Below are 16,267 nucleotides of genomic sequence, written 5' to 3'. Positions count from 1 at the left end.
CGAGGAGCACGCACCGGGAGTTCGGTTGCTCACGATGAAGCGCAGGAAGCATTCGCAGCTTTTCATGAAGAAGAGGTGATCGAAATGAACGGTGCACAGTCGCTCATCCAAAGCCTGGTCGACTCGGGCGTCGAGGTGTGCTTCGGCAATCCAGGAACGTCCGAGATGCATTTTGTCGCCGCACTCGATTCCGTTCCGCAGATGCGGGCGGTACTCGGCTTGTTCGAGGGCGCCGTGACCGGTGCCGCGGACGGCTACGCACGGATCGCCGGAAAGCCTGCCGCGACGCTGCTCCATCTGGGCCCCGGTATGGCGAACGGACTGGCGAACCTTCACAACGCGCGCCGCGCCCACACACCGATCGTGAACATCGTCGGGGACCACGCGACCTACCACCACGGTTTCGACGCTCCTCTCGAATCGAACATCGATGCGCTGACCGAATGGTTGGAGGGGTGGAGTCGACGTTCCGAATCCACCGCGACCGTCGGTAGCGACGCGGCCGACGCCGTTGCCGCCTCGATGAATCCGCCCGGACGCATTGCCACACTTGTCCTCCCTGCCGACGTCTCGTGGGGCGAAGGTGGAGTTCTTGCGGGTCCTCGGGACATAACGGGGCGGGCGGAAGTTTCTGCAACACAGATCGACTCGGTGGTGGGCGCGCTCAATGCCGAGGGTCGCGCCACGCTACTGCTGGGCGGCGCAGCCTGTTCCGAAGCTGGGCTGCGCGCCGCTTCCCGAATTGCGGTCGCGACCGGTGCACAGATTCTGATCGAGACTTTTCCAGCCAGGCTTCAACGAGGTGCGGGGCTACCGTCATTCGAGCGCTTGGGATACTTCGCCGAGCACGCCACCGAACAACTTCGCGGAACAACTCAGCTGGTTCTGGCCGGAGCGGTTTCGCCGGTCTCGTTCTTTGCGTATCCCGGAAAACCGAGCGATCTGGCACCGGAGGGTGCTGCGGTGACAACGCTGGCAAGCGTCGGCGACGATGTTGCCGGTGCACTGGAGACAGTGGCCGAACTCGTGGCACCGAGAGTCGAACCTGTTTTGCAGGAAGCGAATCGGCCGGCGCTGCCGAGCGGGCCTCTGGACGTTCGAAATTGGGCCGACGTGATCGGCGCCCTGCTGCCAGGCGACGCCATCATCTCCGACGAGGCGGCGACTTCCGGTTGGGCGATCCCGATTGCCCTTGCCGGAGCGCCGCGCCACGACGTGCTCACGCTCACCGGAGGTGCCATCGGCCAGGGCATCCCGGTGGCGACGGGCGCCGCTGTGGCAGCGCCGGAGCGACCGGTGATCAATCTCGAAGCCGACGGAAGCGCGATGTACACCATCACGGCGTTGTGGACGCAGGCGCGAGAGATGTTGAACGTCACGACGATTCTGCTCAACAATCGCGCATACGCCATCCTGCGTGGCGAACTGCAACGAGTCGGCGCAGAAGGTGGCGGCGTCGTCGCACAGTCGATGCTGGATCTGTCATCTCCGAACATGGACTACGTCAAGATCTCCGAGGGGTTGGGAGTGCCCGCGTCGCGGGCGAACACAGCGGAGGAGTTGGCCGAACAGTTTGCCGCAGCGCTGGCGGAACCCGGCCCGCATCTCATCGAGGTCATGCTGCCTCCGACGTCGTGATTTCGACCTCGAATCGATCGTCGATCGTGCATTCAACTGGAGGTTTTCGGTGCTAGCTGCGATCGGTCTGTCTCTTCCGATTGCCCTCGGCCTGCTTTTCGTCTCGATGCCCATGGCGGTGATCGTGCTCGTCATGATCACCGCTGGAGCACATCGAGGGGCGGCATCTTTTCTACTCGGGTGGGTCCTCGGAATCTCGGCAGTCGTCGCGGTGACCATCGTGATCGCGGACTATTCGTTTGCGGAGTCGGAGTCGTCGCAGACTTCCGTGTGGTCGAGCGTCGTACGAATCGTGTTGGGTCTTGTCCTGTTCGGCTTGGCATACAAGCAGTGGCGCGCGCGTCCGCGAAACGGGAGTGAGCCGACAGTTCCGAAGTGGATGAAGAGCGTCGACGGGTTGACTCCGCGGAAGGCGTTCGGGTTGGCGTTCTTGTCCGCGGCGGTCAATCCCAAGAATGCAGCGCTGGCGGTATCCGGTGCGGCCACTATCGCGGTCGCCACGAATGTCGTTGCCCAACAGATTGTTGCCGCGGTGATCTTCACGGTCATCGCGAGCGTCGGCATCGCGTCGCCGATCCTGGTGAAGGTGTTCTCCGGCAAGCGTGCCGACGAGATCCTCGCGTCCGCGAAGGCATGGATGACCGCCAACAACGCGGTGATGATGACGGTCATCCTGACGATCCTCGGTGCGACCGTGCTGGGCGAGGGGCTCAGTGGGCTGCAATAGGTCGCCTACCATTGGCGGGTGACTGATTTCGACGACGACGCTGCCGGTTCCATTGCCTCCGCTGCTTTGGCTGTTCTGCGCGAGCAAGGCCCGCTGAGTCTCGAAGAGTGGGCGACCCATCTCGAGGAGTACGGAACTGCGACCGAGTTGGCTGATGTACTCGAGTACCTGTCCGAACCGATGCTCGGGTACCTGCCCAACGGAAAGTACGTCGCTCTCGACACGGTCCTCGAAGGGCTCGTGTTCACTCACCGGCTCAGCGAAGTCGAAATTGCGTCGGACATCCTTGACGCGAGCCCCGACCTGGAACCGATCTTGGCATTCGGCGACGACGACGGGGCGATCCGGGTGGCCCTGGCGGAAGAAGCAGCCTCCGAACGCGGAGCTGCTCCCTTCCGGAGTCGACGAGTTGTGGTACTTCCGGCCGGAACCCTCGGCGAGTGCGCCGACGGTGATCTCGTCGGCTTGGCTGTCGAAGACGGAACACTTGCGTTTCGTCTGGTCGAGATCGAGGACGAACCCGATCTTGCTCCGGCGCTCGGCGAACTCTTCGAGGAGGACGGAGTCGAGGCCCTGGATTCTGTGTGCTGGCAACTCCTGATCGAGGATCCGTCACTCTTCACGGTTCCTGTTGCGCCGCTGGGTGAGATCTTCGAGGTGGCAGGTTACGAGCACGAGCGTGAGCTACTGGCTCGGCGGGGATTCGACTTCGACGCCTACGACCTGCAGATTCGGACAGCCTTGGTGGCCAGTACCTACGACCTGACCCACGACGAGGCAGTCTCTGCCGTTGCGTTTGTCGATCTGGCGGACCGCGGATACACCGACGCGGTCATCGCCGACTTCGATATCGCGGACTGGGCCCACCGTCATGTGAGCGCTGCTCCGGACTCTTTTGTCTCACTGGCAGATCCGGGTGCTGCAGTGGCCGTGTTCGATCTCGGATTTCGGAATCAGGACCCGGTGACCGACGCAATCCTCGAAGCGCTTGCCTCCGAACTGGCCGGGCGAGGGCCACGGTCGGTCAGGGCGGCGGCTCATTGGCTCGCCGGTAAGGCCGTCGATCGGCTGGGGCGCGTCCTCGAAGCGGAGGCGCACTACGAGAAAGCGCTCCTTGCCGAATCCGGTTGGGGTCCGGCCTTGTTCGAGCTGGCTCAGTTCGCGTCGGACCGCGGCGATGCGACCCGGGCGCTGTCACTGCTCGGGCGGATCGACGGCGGAACCGAAGAGAATCTCTACGCCGTACTGCAGGACTTCGTCCCAGCCGATCACCCGGAACTCGGGCGAAACGACAAGTGTTGGTGCGGTTCCGGCCGCAAGTACAAGGTCTGCCACCTCGGAAAGGCCGATGAATCCGTCAAGGCGGACGGTCGGTGGCTGTACAAGAAGGCATGCCTGTTTGCGTTTGCCTCCGAATTCGTCGACATCGTGACCGGGCTCGACGATCTCGAAAACGAAAATCTCTCCGAGGACGAACTGATCGCGGCCACGATCTTCGACGGATCGGCACTGGACGTCGCTCTGTTCGAGGGTGGAATCTTTGCCGAATTCTTGGCCAGACGCAGCGAACTACTTCCGGAGGCGGAAGTTGTGACAGCCGCACAGTGGCTCGGAATCCGGAGGTCGGTGTACGAGGTGATCGAAACGTCCGACACCGGCGTCGTGCTGCTCGATCGTGGGTCCAAGGAGACCGTCACGGTTGCTCACTCGGTCGAAGGCAAGCCAAGTGATGTGATCAGTGCTCGGGTCCTGACGGCCCCCACTGGCGCGTTTGCGGTGGGTGTTGTGGTCATGGCAACGGAATCGCAGGCTGCGAGGGTACTCGAGGTTCTCGCTTCCGAAGATCTCGAGGCCGAAGAACTGGTGCGCGAGTTGCGTGGAGGCGCCGATCACTCGACCGATGACCGGTGACGATGTATCGAGTCGACCCCGTTAAAGTTGGATAGGTGAACGAACCGATGGATGCCAATGACTTGATCGCCGAAGCCGCGATGGAGTTGTTGCGTGAGCACGGCCCGCAGACAGCGGCGGACTGGGGCACTCTGTTGGCTGACGCCGGCCACGGCACAGCCGAGGACATGACCGAATTCGTCGAGTACGTCGAGGACCCGTTGCTCGGATACTTGAGTGAGGAACGGTACGCCGCCCTCGACACGTTGTTCGAGCATCGAGTGTTGACCCATCGGCTCACCGAAGCGGAAATCAGGTCCGGCGTTCTCGACGCGAACCCCGATCTGATGATGCTGCGGGTTTTCCTCGATCGTGACGACGACGAGATTCACGGCATCAGCGTCGTGCACCGCGGGATAGACGACGACCTGTTGGCTGATCGTGGGATCGAAGATCCGGAGTTCCCACACGACGAAGGCTTTCTACTCGACACCGACACCCTTGCCGAGTGCTCGGCAGGTGACTTGATCGGATTGTTCGTCGCTGACCGTGAGCTGACGCTCTGCACCATCCCCGAGGTACTGGATCCCGCACCCGGATTCGGCGAGCACCTGGCGACGGTCCTTGCCGACATCGGTGCTGACACCCTCGATGCCATTGTCTGGCAGTTGATGCTCGACGAGCCGTCGCTGTTCCGTCAGCCGACCGCCCCGCTGGGCGAGATGCTCGAGGCGTCAGGTTACGTCCGCGACGGTGACTACGTTGCGGTCGACGGATTCGATTTCGAGGCATACCACCTGGCGAACCGGGCCCGCATGCTCGAGGTCCGCGAGAATCTGCACCCCGAAGAAGCCGCGTCGGTGATCGCCTTCGTCGATGTGGTCATGGCCGCGAAAGCCGAAGGCGTCGAGGATGTCTCGGACTGGGCGCGCAAGCAGATCAAGGAGGATCCGCAGGCCTTCGCCGGCCTCGCCGAGCCGCCCGCGGCTGCGGCAGCGTTGGAGCTGTTGTCCGAACTCGACGATCATGATTCCGTATTGCATTCTGTTGCAACTGCTCTCGCCGAAAAAGGGTCGCGTCGTGTCAAGCCGGCAGCGCACTGGCTGGCGGGCAAGGCTTCGGATCGTCTCGGCAAGATCCTGGCCGCTGAGGCGTCGTACGAATCAGCGCACGATCTCGATCCCGACTGGACTCCCGCGATCTTCGATCTGGCGCTACTGGCCGCCGATCGAAGCGATGTGACGCGCGCGCTGGCTTTGCTGGGCCGAATCGAGGGTGGCGAGTCCGAGGTTCTGCACGAGGTTCTTCAGCGCTACGCCCCGGCCGAGCACCCCGAACTCGGACGAAATGACAAGTGCTGGTGCGGTTCCGGGCGGAAGTTCAAGGTTTGCCATCTCGGTAAGTCTGAGGTGACGTTCGACGACCGGGCCAGCTGGCTCTACGTCAAGGCTCAGTTGTTCTCGCGCACGCCGGAGTACTTCGACGCCGTGTTCGATCTTGCGCTCATCCGTGCCGAGCAGTTCAACAGCGAAGAAGCACTGACGCTGGCCGTCGAAGGTGGATTGGCCGTCGACGCTGCCTTGTTCGATGCGGGTATTTTCGCAGCTTTTGTCGAGCGCCGCGGAGAACTGCTGCCTGCCGACGAACGCGAACTGGCCGATCAGTGGTTGTCGATTCCGCGCTCGGTGTACAAGGTCGCCTCGACGGAGTCGGGACAGTTGGTGACCCTCAGCGACGTCCGCAACGGGCATCTGGTGAAGGTCACGGACGAGTGGGGCTCGCTGAACCTCGAGCCAGGCACACTCGTGTGTGCTCGTGTTCTCCCCGCCGGGTCCACGATGCGCACGTTCGGTGGCATCGAACCGCTTGCGGTAGACGACAAGAAGGAGTTGATCCAACTGATCGAGTCCGAGGACACCGAGCCGGGTCAGCTGGTGGAGTTCCTCAGCCGCGGCCTTGCCGGTGCGCCTTTCCGGTAGCGCGAACTACCAAAAAGGCGCACGGGGCCGGAGGCCCTAGGGCGTTACCTGAGCCAACATCATCTGCTCGAAACCCTCACCGTACGGCGGGAGCATTCCCCATTCACCGCGTGGGTCATGCTGCGCTGCTTCGAATACCGTTCGCGCGTGACTGAACTCGAGGAAACCCTCACGGCCGTGGTAGTGCCCGATGCCCGAAGCTCCGACGCCGCCGAAGGGTGCGTCGCTCAGCCCGGGGTGAGACATCGCGTCGTTGATGGTGACGCCGCCCGAGACGGTCCGTTCGAGTACGGATTCCTTCTCGTCCAGATCGGTTCCGAAGTAGTACAGCGCCAACGGTTTCGGTCGTGAATTGATGTCGGCGACGACGTTGTCGAGTTGGTCGTACGGCAAGACGACGACGGCCGGCCCGAAGATCTCCTCCTTCATGATCTGCGCGTCGGTCGGAGGGTCGACCACGATTCGCAGTGGGCGACGACGAGTGTCTGCGGAGAGTTCTTCGTCGGGAACGGTGATGATTCGTGCCCCACGTTCTTCGGCGTCCGCGATGTACCCCTCGATGCGTGCGAGGTGACGATCGCTGACTATCGAGACCATGTCTTTGTTGTCGGCAATCGTGGGAAACAGTCCCGTGAACTGGTCGGTGAACGCGTCGATGAATGCTTCCGTGTTCTCGCGCGGAACGTAGATCAGATCGGGAGAGACACAGAGTTGACCGGCGTTGGTGGACTTCGCGATAGCCAAACGCGAAGCAGCAGAGCTGATATCGGCACTGCGGCTCAAGACGCTCGGTGACTTGCCGCCGAGTTCGAGGGTGACCGGCACCAGGTTCTTCGCAGCATTGGCCATGACCAGCTTTCCGACGGTCGTGCTGCCGGTGAAGACGAGGTGGTCGAAAGGCAGGGACGTCAGCCGATCAGCGACTTCCGGGCCGCCGGTCACCACCGCGACCTCCACGGGGTCGAGAGTTCGACGCGCCGCCTCGGCCAGGACGGCCGCAGTATTGGGCACGATCTCCGACGGTTTGAGAACGGCGCGATTTCCTGCTCCGAGGGCGCAGGCGAGCGGGCTCAGGAGAGTGAACAGGGGAGCATTCCAGGTTCCGATGATGCCGATCGAACCCTTCGGCTGGTACGACACGTACGCCGTGGCACCCAACTGGTCCTGCATCGCTCCGGTAGCTCTCGGTGAGCGAATCATCCACTCTTCGAGCGAATCACGAACGTGCTTGAGTGAAACCATCGACCCGAGAACGTCATTCATCACCGAGTAGGCCGGGATTCGGCCGCCGAAGTCTTCGTTGATCGCCTCGGTCAGATCCTTGTGGTTTGCCACCAGGAGATCGACGACGCGTTGAATGCGCTCGCGTCGTGTCTGCGCGGACGGAAGACCAGCGGCTCGAGTTGCTTCCTGCTGAGCGCGCAGAATCTCTTCGAGATCAGTGGTGACGGCGGCATCGGTGCTCATGGGCACTCCTCGTAGTGGCGAAGTATTGACCGGACGGTATCGACGCGGTGCGAGTGGATGTCCTTTTCGTCTCGTTGACCGGGACGGATTCGATTGGTAGAGAGAACACATGTCGCAGACACAGGTAGAAGACACTGCAGTGAAGATTTCCGTCGAGGAATCGGTGGGACTCGGTTTCCTGACGCTCGATCGGCCGGCGCGGCGCAATCCGCTCTCGGCGGAGACCATGCGTGAGGTGACGGCTGCCCTTGTCGAATTGTCTGTAGACGAGCGCGTGCGGGTCGTGATCGTGCGCGCCGAAGGCCCGGTGTTCTCCGCCGGACACGATCTGACGGAGATGATCGGGAGAACCCTCGAGGACGAGCGGGCGATCTTCGACGGCTGTACCGAGATGATGGAGACCGTACAGCGGATTCCGCAGCCGGTGATTGCCGCAGTACAGGGCCCGGCTATCGCGGCGGGCTGCCAACTGGCTGCGTCGTGTGATCTGGTTGTTGCTGCGTCGAATGCTGTCTTCGGCACGCCGGGCGTCAAGATCGGACTGTTCTGCTCGACACCCATGGTGGCGCTGAGCAGGGCAGTAGGGCGCAAGCGCTCGATGCAGATGTTGCTCACCGGGCAGACGATCGACGCCGACACCGCTGCGGACTGGGGTCTGGTGAACTTCGTCGTCGCGCCCGAAGACCTGGACCGAGAGGTGCGCGAACTGGCCGCCAAGATCACGACGGCCAGCCCCTTGACGGTGAAGATCGGTAAGCAGGCGTTCTATCGCCAGATCGATCTGCCGCAAGCGCAGGCGTACGAGGCGATGGCGGAAACTATGGCAACCAACGCCGTGACCTGCGACGCTCAGGAAGGTATGCAGGCCTTTGTGGACAAGCGAAAGCCCGAATGGCGCAATAAGTAACGATTGCTCTTCCGGTTTAGTTGGACGTCCTATAACCTGAGGCGCATGAGCCTGGATCCACGCACCAACACTGTCGACGGAGTGCTTCGGCGCTCGGCAGCCAAGTACCCCGACCGTGTAGCCGTCGTCTTCGAAGATCGCACTCGCACCTACCGCGAACTCGACGACGCGGTGACGCGGGTCGCCGCCTACTTGCTCGGTCTGGGGCTCGAACACGGCGACCGCGTCGCGGCATACGGAACCAACTCCGACGCCTATGCAATCGGATTTCTTGCCTGTGCACGAGCAGGTTTGGTGCATGTTCCCGTCAATTACGCACTGAAGGGGGAGGAACTCCGGTACCTCGTGGCGCAGTCAGGCGCCCGCGCGGTGTTGGTGGATCCGGCATTGGCGCCGACACTCGACTCGGTACGCTCCGACCTCGATCTCGATCACGTGATCGCACTGCGGGACGCGGAACTGTCCGTCGTCACGATCGGTGAGGCAGGCGAGGTGCCGGTCTTCGAACCGCGTGCGACGTCGACCGATCTGGCGCAACTGCTGTACACCTCGGGCACCACCTCGAAGCCCAAGGGCGCCATGATGTCTCACGGTGCACTGGTTCACGAGTACGTGTCCTCGGTGATCGCGCTCGGCCTCGACAAGAACGACAACCCGCTGATCTGCATGCCGATGTACCACTCCGCGGGCATGCACGTCTTCATGCTGCCGTACCTGTCCGTCGGCGCGACGGTCAGTCTGATGCAGGCGCCGGACATCCCGGAAATCCTGCGCCGTGTCGAAGCCGAAAAGATCGGATCGCTGTTCCTGGCGCCGACCGTGTGGGTACCGCTGGCCAACCATCCGGACCTCGAGACCCGCGATCTGTCGTCGCTGAAGAAGGCGCAGTACGGCGCCTCGATCATGCCGGTCACCGTGCTCAATCGTCTGCGCGAGCGCTACCCGGACATCGGTTTCTACAACTGCTTCGGCCAGTCCGAAATCGGCCCACTGGCAACAGTTCTCCAGCCCAGCGAGCATGCTGATCGCCCGTCTTCCTGTGGTCGCGCGGTGTTCTTCGTCGAAACCCGCGTCGTCGACGCCGACGGAAACGATGTCGCCGACGGTGAGTCCGGCGAGGTTCTCTACCGCTCACCGCAGCTGTGCAACGGCTACTGGGAGAATCCGGAAGCCACCGCCGAGGCCTTCCGTGACGGCTGGTTCCATTCGGGCGATCTGGTCGTGCGGGACGAAGAAGGTTTCATCACGGTCGTCGACCGGATCAAGGACGTCATCAACACCGGCGGCATCCTGGTGGCGTCACGCGAGGTCGAAGATGCGGTCTACACGCACCCCGCCGTGGCAGAAGTTGCCGTGATCGGTACGCCCGACGAGAAGTGGATCGAGGCCGTCACCGCGATCGTCGTGCTCAAGGACGGCAACGACGAGTTGACGCCCGAGGCGTTGATTGCCCACGTCAAGGAGCGAATCGCTCCGTTCAAGGTGCCCAAGCATGTCCGTTTCGTGGCCGAGCTTCCGCGCAACCAGAGCGGCAAGCTACTGAAGCGGGAACTGCGCACCGTCTGAAGCTTGCTATAGGTTCTGCCTTACCTTCGGTTCGTTTTCAGGTCTTTGACTCCGATTGCCTCACGGTATTGACTTCGGGGGATGGCATGGACTTCGGAAACAGCAAGGTGAGTGGTGGGAATGCAGGTCGACGCAGATGACTTCGCAGATATCTTGGCGACTGCGCGGGAGTTCATCCGTAAGGAAGTAGTTCCGCGTGAGCAGGAGATAGCCGACACCGACGCCATTCCTGAGGACATACGCAAGAAGGCCGCAGCTATCGGGCTCTTCGGTTACGCGATCCCTCAGGAATGGGGTGGGCTCGGGCTCGACCTCACCCAAGACGTCGAACTGGCAATGGAATTCGGCTACACGTCTCTGGCGCTGCGTTCGATGTTCGGTACCAACAACGGAATTGCCGGACAGGTGCTGGTCGGCTTCGGTACCGACGAGCAGAAGGCTCAGTGGCTCGAGCGCATCGCCTCCGGTGATGTCGTGGCTTCCTTTGCTCTCACCGAACCGGGAGCGGGCTCCAACCCGGCCGGCCTTCGGACCAAGGCAGTGCTGGACGGATCCGACTGGGTGATCGACGGCAACAAGCGGTTCATCACCAATGCTCCACTGGCGCAGCTGTTCGTGGTGTTCGCGCGCACTCGCCCGGCGGATTCCGATGGTCCGGGAATTGCAGTGTTCCTGGTTCCGGCTGACACGCCAGGTGTCACGGTCGGTCCCAAGGACAAGAAGATGGGTCAAGAAGGTGCTTGGACCTCCGAGGTCACCTTCGACAACGTCCGAGTTCCCGAGTCGGCCCTCGTCGGTGGCGACCAGGACACCGGATACCGCGCAGCGATGACGTCTCTCGCGCGCGGACGAGTCCATATCGCGGCGCTCTCGGTGGGAGCAGCACAGCGAGCGCTCGACGAATCTGTCGCGTTCTCCGTGGTCACGGAACAGGGCGGCACCGCGATCGGCGACTTCCAGCTGGTTCAAGCGATGCTGGCAGACCAGCAAGCCGGTGTGATGGCAGGGCGCGCGATGGTGCGCGAGGTGGCCGCGCGGTACGTCAGCGGTGAGGATCGCCGTCTCGGGCCTTCGGCGGTAAAGCTTTTCTGCACCGAGATGGTGGGCAAGGTCGCAGATCTCGCCGTGCAGATCCACGGGGGCAACGGGTACATGCGCGGTGTTCCGGTCGAACGCATCTACCGTGAAGTTCGCCTGTTGCGCCTGTACGAGGGAACCAGCGAGATCCAGCGTCTGATTCTCGGTGGTGGGCTCGTGGCGCAAGCGAAAAAGCAAAACCAGCGCTGACACATTTTCCAGACGAGCTTTAACCTCACGAACGGAGTGGACATGGGATTGTTGGACGGCAAGGTTGCGGTAGTGACCGGCGGAGCCCAGGGCATCGGGCTCGAAATTGCGCGCACCTTCATCAAGGAAGGCGCGACCGTCGTTCTCGGCGACATCAACGAAACCGTGGGAACGGCTGCGGTCGCCGAACTCGGTGGAGAGTCGGTCGCCCGTTTCGCTTCCTGCGACGTGCGTGACTCCGGACAGGTCGAGGCCATGCTCGATCTGGCCGAAAGCGCTTTCGGTCCAGTCGATGTCATGGTCAACAACGCCGGCATGACGCGCGACGCCACGATGCGGAAGATGACCGAGCAGGACTTCGACGACGTGATCGCCGTTCACCTCAAGGGCGCCTGGAACGGAACACGCGCTGCCGCCGCCCGCATGCGCGAGCGTGAGACGGGCGCGATCGTGAACATCTCGTCGATCTCCGGCAAGGTGGGCATGCTCGGGCAGACCAACTACTCGGCCGCGAAGGCCGGGATCGTCGGTCTGACGAAGGCCGCGGCAAAAGAGGTCGCGTTCAAGAACGTTCGCGTCAACGCCGTTCAGCCCGGACTGGTCCGCACGGCGATGACCGAGGCGATGCCCGAACGGATCTGGAACGAGAAGCTTGCCGAGATTCCGATGGGGCGCGCAGCCGAGCCTTCGGAAGTTGCTTCGGTTGTGCTGTTCCTCGCGAGCGACCTCTCGAGCTACATGACCGGCACGGTTCTCGAGATCACCGGCGGCCGCCACATCTGATCCGTCCTGTTCGAGTGCAAGAATTCAGAGTGTGAGAATTCTGGGTGTAAAACTTCTGGGGTGACTACTGACATGGGACAGCCGAACTCGGATCTTCCGCTCGACGGAATCACCGTAGTTGCACTCGAACAGGCGGTGGCGGCACCGCTCGCCACCAGGCATCTCGCGGACATGGGTGCGCGGGTGATCAAGATAGAACGCGTCGGCGAGGGTGACTTCGCGCGTCACTACGACCAGGCGGTTCACGGTCAGGCATCACACTTCGTGTGGCTCAACCGTTCCAAGGAATCGATCGCCGTCGACGTGAAGTCGGACCCCGGCCGGCAGATCCTTCTCGATCTGGTCGCGCGAGCCGATGTGTTCCTGCAGAACCTGGCTCCCGACGCAGCCGCGAGACTGGGGTTCGGCGCGGAGGAACTGCGCGATAAATACCCACGGCTCATCGTGATCGACATGTCCGGCTACGGCAGTGCCGGCCCGCGGCGCGAGCGCAAGGCCTACGACATGTTGGTCCAAGCCGAGACCGGAATGATCTCCGTGACAGGCACACCGGAGACGGCCACCAAGGCCGGCATCCCGGTCTCCGACATCGCGGCAGGAATGTACGCGCTGACTTCGATTCTGAGCGCCCTGTTCCGTAGAGAGCGAACGGGCAAGGGAGCGCTCGTCGAGGTCTCGATGTTCGATTCCACCGTCGAGTGGCTGGGCCATCCGATGTACATGAAAATGTATGCGGACAAGCAGATTCCACGTGTCGGACTCGGCCATGCCGCGATCGTTCCCTACGATTCGTATCCCACGGCCGACGGCGAAATCCTGATCGGCGTCCAGAACGATCGTGGATGGCGAGCGCTGATGGTGGACGTGTTCGAGCGAGAGGATCTGGTCGATCATCCGCGTTACCGCACCAACATCGTGCGCGTCGAAAACCGTGGCGAGGTAGACGAATTGGTGGGATCTCTGACGCGTCTGTACTCGACGACAGATCTGGATCAGCGTCTGGCCGCCGCTGGTGTTCCGGCCGCGGCACTCAACGACATGGCTGGTCTGCTGGAACATCCGCAGCTGGAGAAGCGTGCCAGATGGCGGTCCGTGGGCACCGAGAACGGTCCGATCGATGCCGTGCTGCCTCCGATGACGTATTCGGATGTCGAAATGCGCATGGGTGACGTTCCAGCACTCGGCCAGCAGACGGATTCTCTGCTGGCCGAGTTGGGACTTACGGGCGACCGGATCGCGGAACTTCGCCGCGACGGATCGATCGGTTAACGCTTCTAGCGTCGCAGGTTCTCGAACACCGCGGCAATCCCTTGTCCGCCACCAATACACATGGTCTCGATCCCGTACCGTGCCTGGCGCCGGTCGAGTTCGCGCAGCAGATTGGCGAGGATCCGCCCACCGGTAGCGCCGACAGGATGTCCGAGCGAGATTCCGGAACCGTTGACGTTGAAGCGTTCTTCGATGTCCTGCGCGCTCAATCCCCAGGCTTTGGCGCACGCGAGAACCTGGGCGGCGAAGGCCTCGTTGACTTCGATGAGGTCGATGTCGTCCAGCGACAGATCGACACGGGAGAGAGCCTTCGCCACGGCAGGCACCGGTCCGATGCCCATCCGGTTCGGCTCCACACCGGCCACACCCCAGCTGACCAGTTTCGCGAACGGCCGCAGGCCCAGCCGTTCGGCGTTGGCCGCAGTGGTGACGATGGCCGCGGCTCCGGCGTCGTTCTGGCCGCAGGCGTTTCCGGCGGTGACTGTTGCTTCAGGGTCGACGCGACCTCGAATGGGGCGCAGTGCAGCAAGATCGGACAGTTGTATCCCTCGGCGCGGATGCTCGTCTTGGGTGACGACTGTCTGCTCACCACGGCGTCCGGGCACCGAAACGGGAATCGTCTCGTCGTCGAAGTACCCACTGTCTTGGGCGTGAACGGCCCGTTCGTGCGATCGCACCGCGTATCGGTCCTGCTCGTCGCGGGTGATCGAGTACTCCCGGCGCAAGTTCTCGGCGGTCTCGATCATGCCGCCTTCCACCGGAAAGTTGACTCCGCCGGAGTTCGTGCGCGGTTTGGCCAATCGGTCGTGGAACTCGACGGAAGGGCGCTTTGTGCCCCAACGCATGTCGGTGGAGTAGAACTCGGTTCCGCTCATGCTCTCGGCGCCGCCGGCGATGACCAGATCACTCATCCCGGTCTGTACCTGCATCGCGGCGTAGATGATCGCCTGCAATCCCGAACCGCAACGGCGATCGAGTTGTATTCCGGGAACGGACACGTCGAGACCGGCGTCGAGTGCCGCGATTCGCCCGATGGCCGCGGCCTCTCCGTTGGCGTACCCCTGACCGAAGATGACGTCGTCGACATCGGTGGACGCAATGCCGGTTCGTTCGACGAGGCCACGCACAACAGTGCCGGCGAGTGTGGTGACGGGAACGTCCTTGAAGACTCCGCCGAATCCGCCCACCGGGGTGCGAACGGGTTCACAGATGACTGCGTCGTGCATGGAATGCGCCTGTCTCGAGGAGAGGTGGGGAATGCGTCGCGTGAACGGGCCGATCGAAGGGCCCACCGCGACCTGGCCACTCGAATATCCAGCACGCGTGGCGCGGTTGTCAACAGCAGGAACGACCTGTTCGGACATAGTTTCCGCCATACGGTTCGTATGCGAAATCGACTTTGACACCTATACCGTTCGGGGATTGAATGGATGCAGCGTCTCTGTCGCACACACGTCGCGGTGGGATGAAAGTTCCTGGAGTCGAATCAATTTCGTCGACCGGGAGGGCACGAAGTACCGACTGACAGGTGGAACAGTGACTCGTTTGGCGCAGACGGCGGGATTGACCGAAACTCAGACCGATATCGTCGGGGCGGTACGCGAGTTCGTCGATCGTGTGGTCATCCCCGCGGCGCAGGAACTCGAACACTCGGATACGTACCCGACCGACATCGTCAAGCAGATGAAGGACATGGGTCTGTTCGGACTGACCATCGACCCCGAGTACGGGGGTATCGGCGAATCATTGCTCACCTACGCGCTGTGCGTCGAAGAATTGGCCCGTGGATGGATGAGCGTGTCCGGTGTCATCAACACGCATTTCATCGTGGCTCACATGATTTCGGCGCACGGGACGCCGGAACAGAAGGCGAAGTACCTGCCGCGTTTGGCTTCCGGGGAACTCACCGGTGCATTTTCCATGTCGGAGCCTGCCCTCGGTTCCGATGTTGCTGCCATATCGACCAGGGCGAAGCGGACGGACTCCGGCGATTACGTGATCACCGGCCAGAAGATGTGGCTGACCAACGGGGGTTCCTCGACCTTGGTGGCAGTCCTGGTCAAGACGGACGAGGGCGCGGAGAAGCCGCACAACAATCTGACGACGATATTGATCGAGAAACCCGCAGGTTTCGGCGAGGTACTCCCGGGCCTGACCATTCCGGGCAAGCTCGAGAAGATGGGGTACAAGGGAATCGACACCACGGAGATGATCTTCGACGGTTTCGAGATCGGAGCCGAGGAGGTTCTCGGTGGCACCCCTGGCTCGGGATTCCGGCACATGATGGACGGCGTCGAGGTCGGCCGGGTCAACGTCGCCGCGCGTGCCTGCGGAATTGCCCAGCGCGCTTTCGAACTGGCTGTCACCTACGCCAAGCAACGCGAGACTTTCGGCAAGCCGATCGCCGAGCATCAGGCCATCGCGTTCCGGATCGCCGAGATGGGCACCAAAGTCGAAGCGGCACATCTGATGATGGTCAACGCTGCCAGGCTCAAGGACTCGGGTGAGCGCAACGATGTCGCCGCGGGTATGGCGAAGTATCTGGCGAGTGAATTCTGCTCGGAGGTCACCCAGGACAGCTTCCGTATCCACGGCGGATACGGCTATTCCAAGGAATACGAGATCGAGCGGTTGATGCGTGAGGCGCCGTTCCTTCTGATCGGTGAAGGCACCAGCGACATCCAGAAGCAGATCATCAGCAAGGGCCTGCTTCGCACGTACAACTGAGCCGAGAAGCGGCACCGCGAATATGCG

The 16,267-nt window shown here is 62.4% G+C and carries 12 protein-coding genes; 10 read left to right on the top strand and 2 right to left on the bottom strand.

The genetic code is table 11. From position 1 onward, the window contains the following. The first annotated feature begins 75 nt into the window (after positions 1-75). Genes ATN38_RS08265 through ATN38_RS08250 form a run of 4 tightly spaced genes read left to right on the top strand, consistent with a single transcriptional unit; the run spans position 76 to position 6,234 of the window. A complete protein-coding gene (locus tag ATN38_RS08265) occupies positions 76-1,638 on the top strand; it encodes an acetolactate synthase large subunit (RefSeq protein ID WP_218747791.1) in 1,563 nt (520 codons plus the stop codon). A 49-nt stretch (positions 1,639-1,687) separates the two neighbouring features. Beyond that, a complete protein-coding gene (locus ATN38_RS08260) occupies positions 1,688-2,365 on the top strand; it encodes a GAP family protein (protein ID WP_030537205.1) in 678 nt (225 codons plus the stop codon). An 18-nt stretch (positions 2,366-2,383) separates the two neighbouring features. After that, positions 2,384-4,276, top strand: a complete 1,893-nt coding sequence (locus ATN38_RS08255) for an SEC-C domain-containing protein (RefSeq protein ID WP_058037631.1) — start codon at positions 2,384-2,386, stop codon at positions 4,274-4,276. Positions 4,277-4,311: 35 nt separating this feature from the next. Next, positions 4,312-6,234 (top strand): SEC-C domain-containing protein, encoded by a 1,923-nt coding sequence (locus ATN38_RS08250; RefSeq protein WP_308255941.1) that lies wholly within the window; start codon positions 4,312-4,314, stop codon positions 6,232-6,234. 36 nt (positions 6,235-6,270) lie between these two features. On the opposite strand, the gene ATN38_RS08245 is transcribed toward ATN38_RS08250, so the two are convergent. Next, positions 6,271-7,701, bottom strand: a complete 1,431-nt coding sequence (locus ATN38_RS08245; protein ID WP_003940108.1) for a coniferyl aldehyde dehydrogenase — start codon at positions 7,699-7,701, stop codon at positions 6,271-6,273. Between the two features lie 109 nt (positions 7,702-7,810). Between ATN38_RS08245 and ATN38_RS08240 the strand changes: the two genes are divergently transcribed. The 5 genes from ATN38_RS08240 (at position 7,811) to ATN38_RS08220 (ending at position 13,513) form a co-directional block, all read left to right on the top strand. After that, complete coding sequence (locus ATN38_RS08240; protein ID WP_003939812.1) at positions 7,811-8,608, top strand: enoyl-CoA hydratase; 798 nt, start codon at positions 7,811-7,813, stop codon at positions 8,606-8,608. 45 nt (positions 8,609-8,653) lie between these two features. After that, positions 8,654-10,174 carry an acyl-CoA synthetase gene (locus tag ATN38_RS08235; RefSeq protein WP_003940405.1) on the top strand — a complete coding sequence of 507 codons (1,521 nt, stop codon included), beginning with the start codon at positions 8,654-8,656 and terminating at the stop codon, positions 10,172-10,174. A 120-nt stretch (positions 10,175-10,294) separates the two neighbouring features. Next, on the top strand, positions 10,295-11,461 hold the full coding sequence (locus ATN38_RS08230) for an acyl-CoA dehydrogenase family protein (RefSeq protein WP_256931590.1): 1,167 nt from the start codon (positions 10,295-10,297) through the stop codon (positions 11,459-11,461). A 42-nt stretch (positions 11,462-11,503) separates the two neighbouring features. After that, the gene (gene fabG, locus ATN38_RS08225) at positions 11,504-12,244 is read left to right on the top strand and encodes a 3-oxoacyl-ACP reductase FabG (RefSeq protein WP_003940214.1); all 741 of its coding nucleotides are present in this window, start codon (positions 11,504-11,506) and stop codon (positions 12,242-12,244) included. A 72-nt stretch (positions 12,245-12,316) separates the two neighbouring features. Then, on the top strand, positions 12,317-13,513 hold the full coding sequence (locus tag ATN38_RS08220; RefSeq protein WP_064443698.1) for a CaiB/BaiF CoA-transferase family protein: 1,197 nt from the start codon (positions 12,317-12,319) through the stop codon (positions 13,511-13,513). Positions 13,514-13,518: 5 nt separating this feature from the next. On the opposite strand, the gene ATN38_RS08215 is transcribed toward ATN38_RS08220, so the two are convergent. Next, on the bottom strand, positions 13,519-14,739 hold the full coding sequence (locus tag ATN38_RS08215; RefSeq protein ID WP_007729531.1) for an acetyl-CoA C-acetyltransferase: 1,221 nt from the start codon (positions 14,737-14,739) through the stop codon (positions 13,519-13,521). 310 nt (positions 14,740-15,049) lie between these two features. On the opposite strand from ATN38_RS08215, the gene ATN38_RS08210 reads away from it, so the two are divergent. Further along, positions 15,050-16,240: an acyl-CoA dehydrogenase family protein gene (locus tag ATN38_RS08210; RefSeq protein WP_030537200.1), complete on the top strand. Its 1,191-nt coding sequence runs from the start codon at positions 15,050-15,052 to the stop codon at positions 16,238-16,240. The last annotated feature ends 27 nt before the right edge of the window (positions 16,241-16,267 follow it).

The organism is Rhodococcus sp. FH8 (assembly GCF_019266085.1).
Classification (GTDB): domain Bacteria; phylum Actinomycetota; class Actinomycetes; order Mycobacteriales; family Mycobacteriaceae; genus Rhodococcus_F; species Rhodococcus_F qingshengii.
Note: the sequence above shows the minus strand (reverse complement) of the source record. Positions and strands in the feature narration are given on the sequence as shown.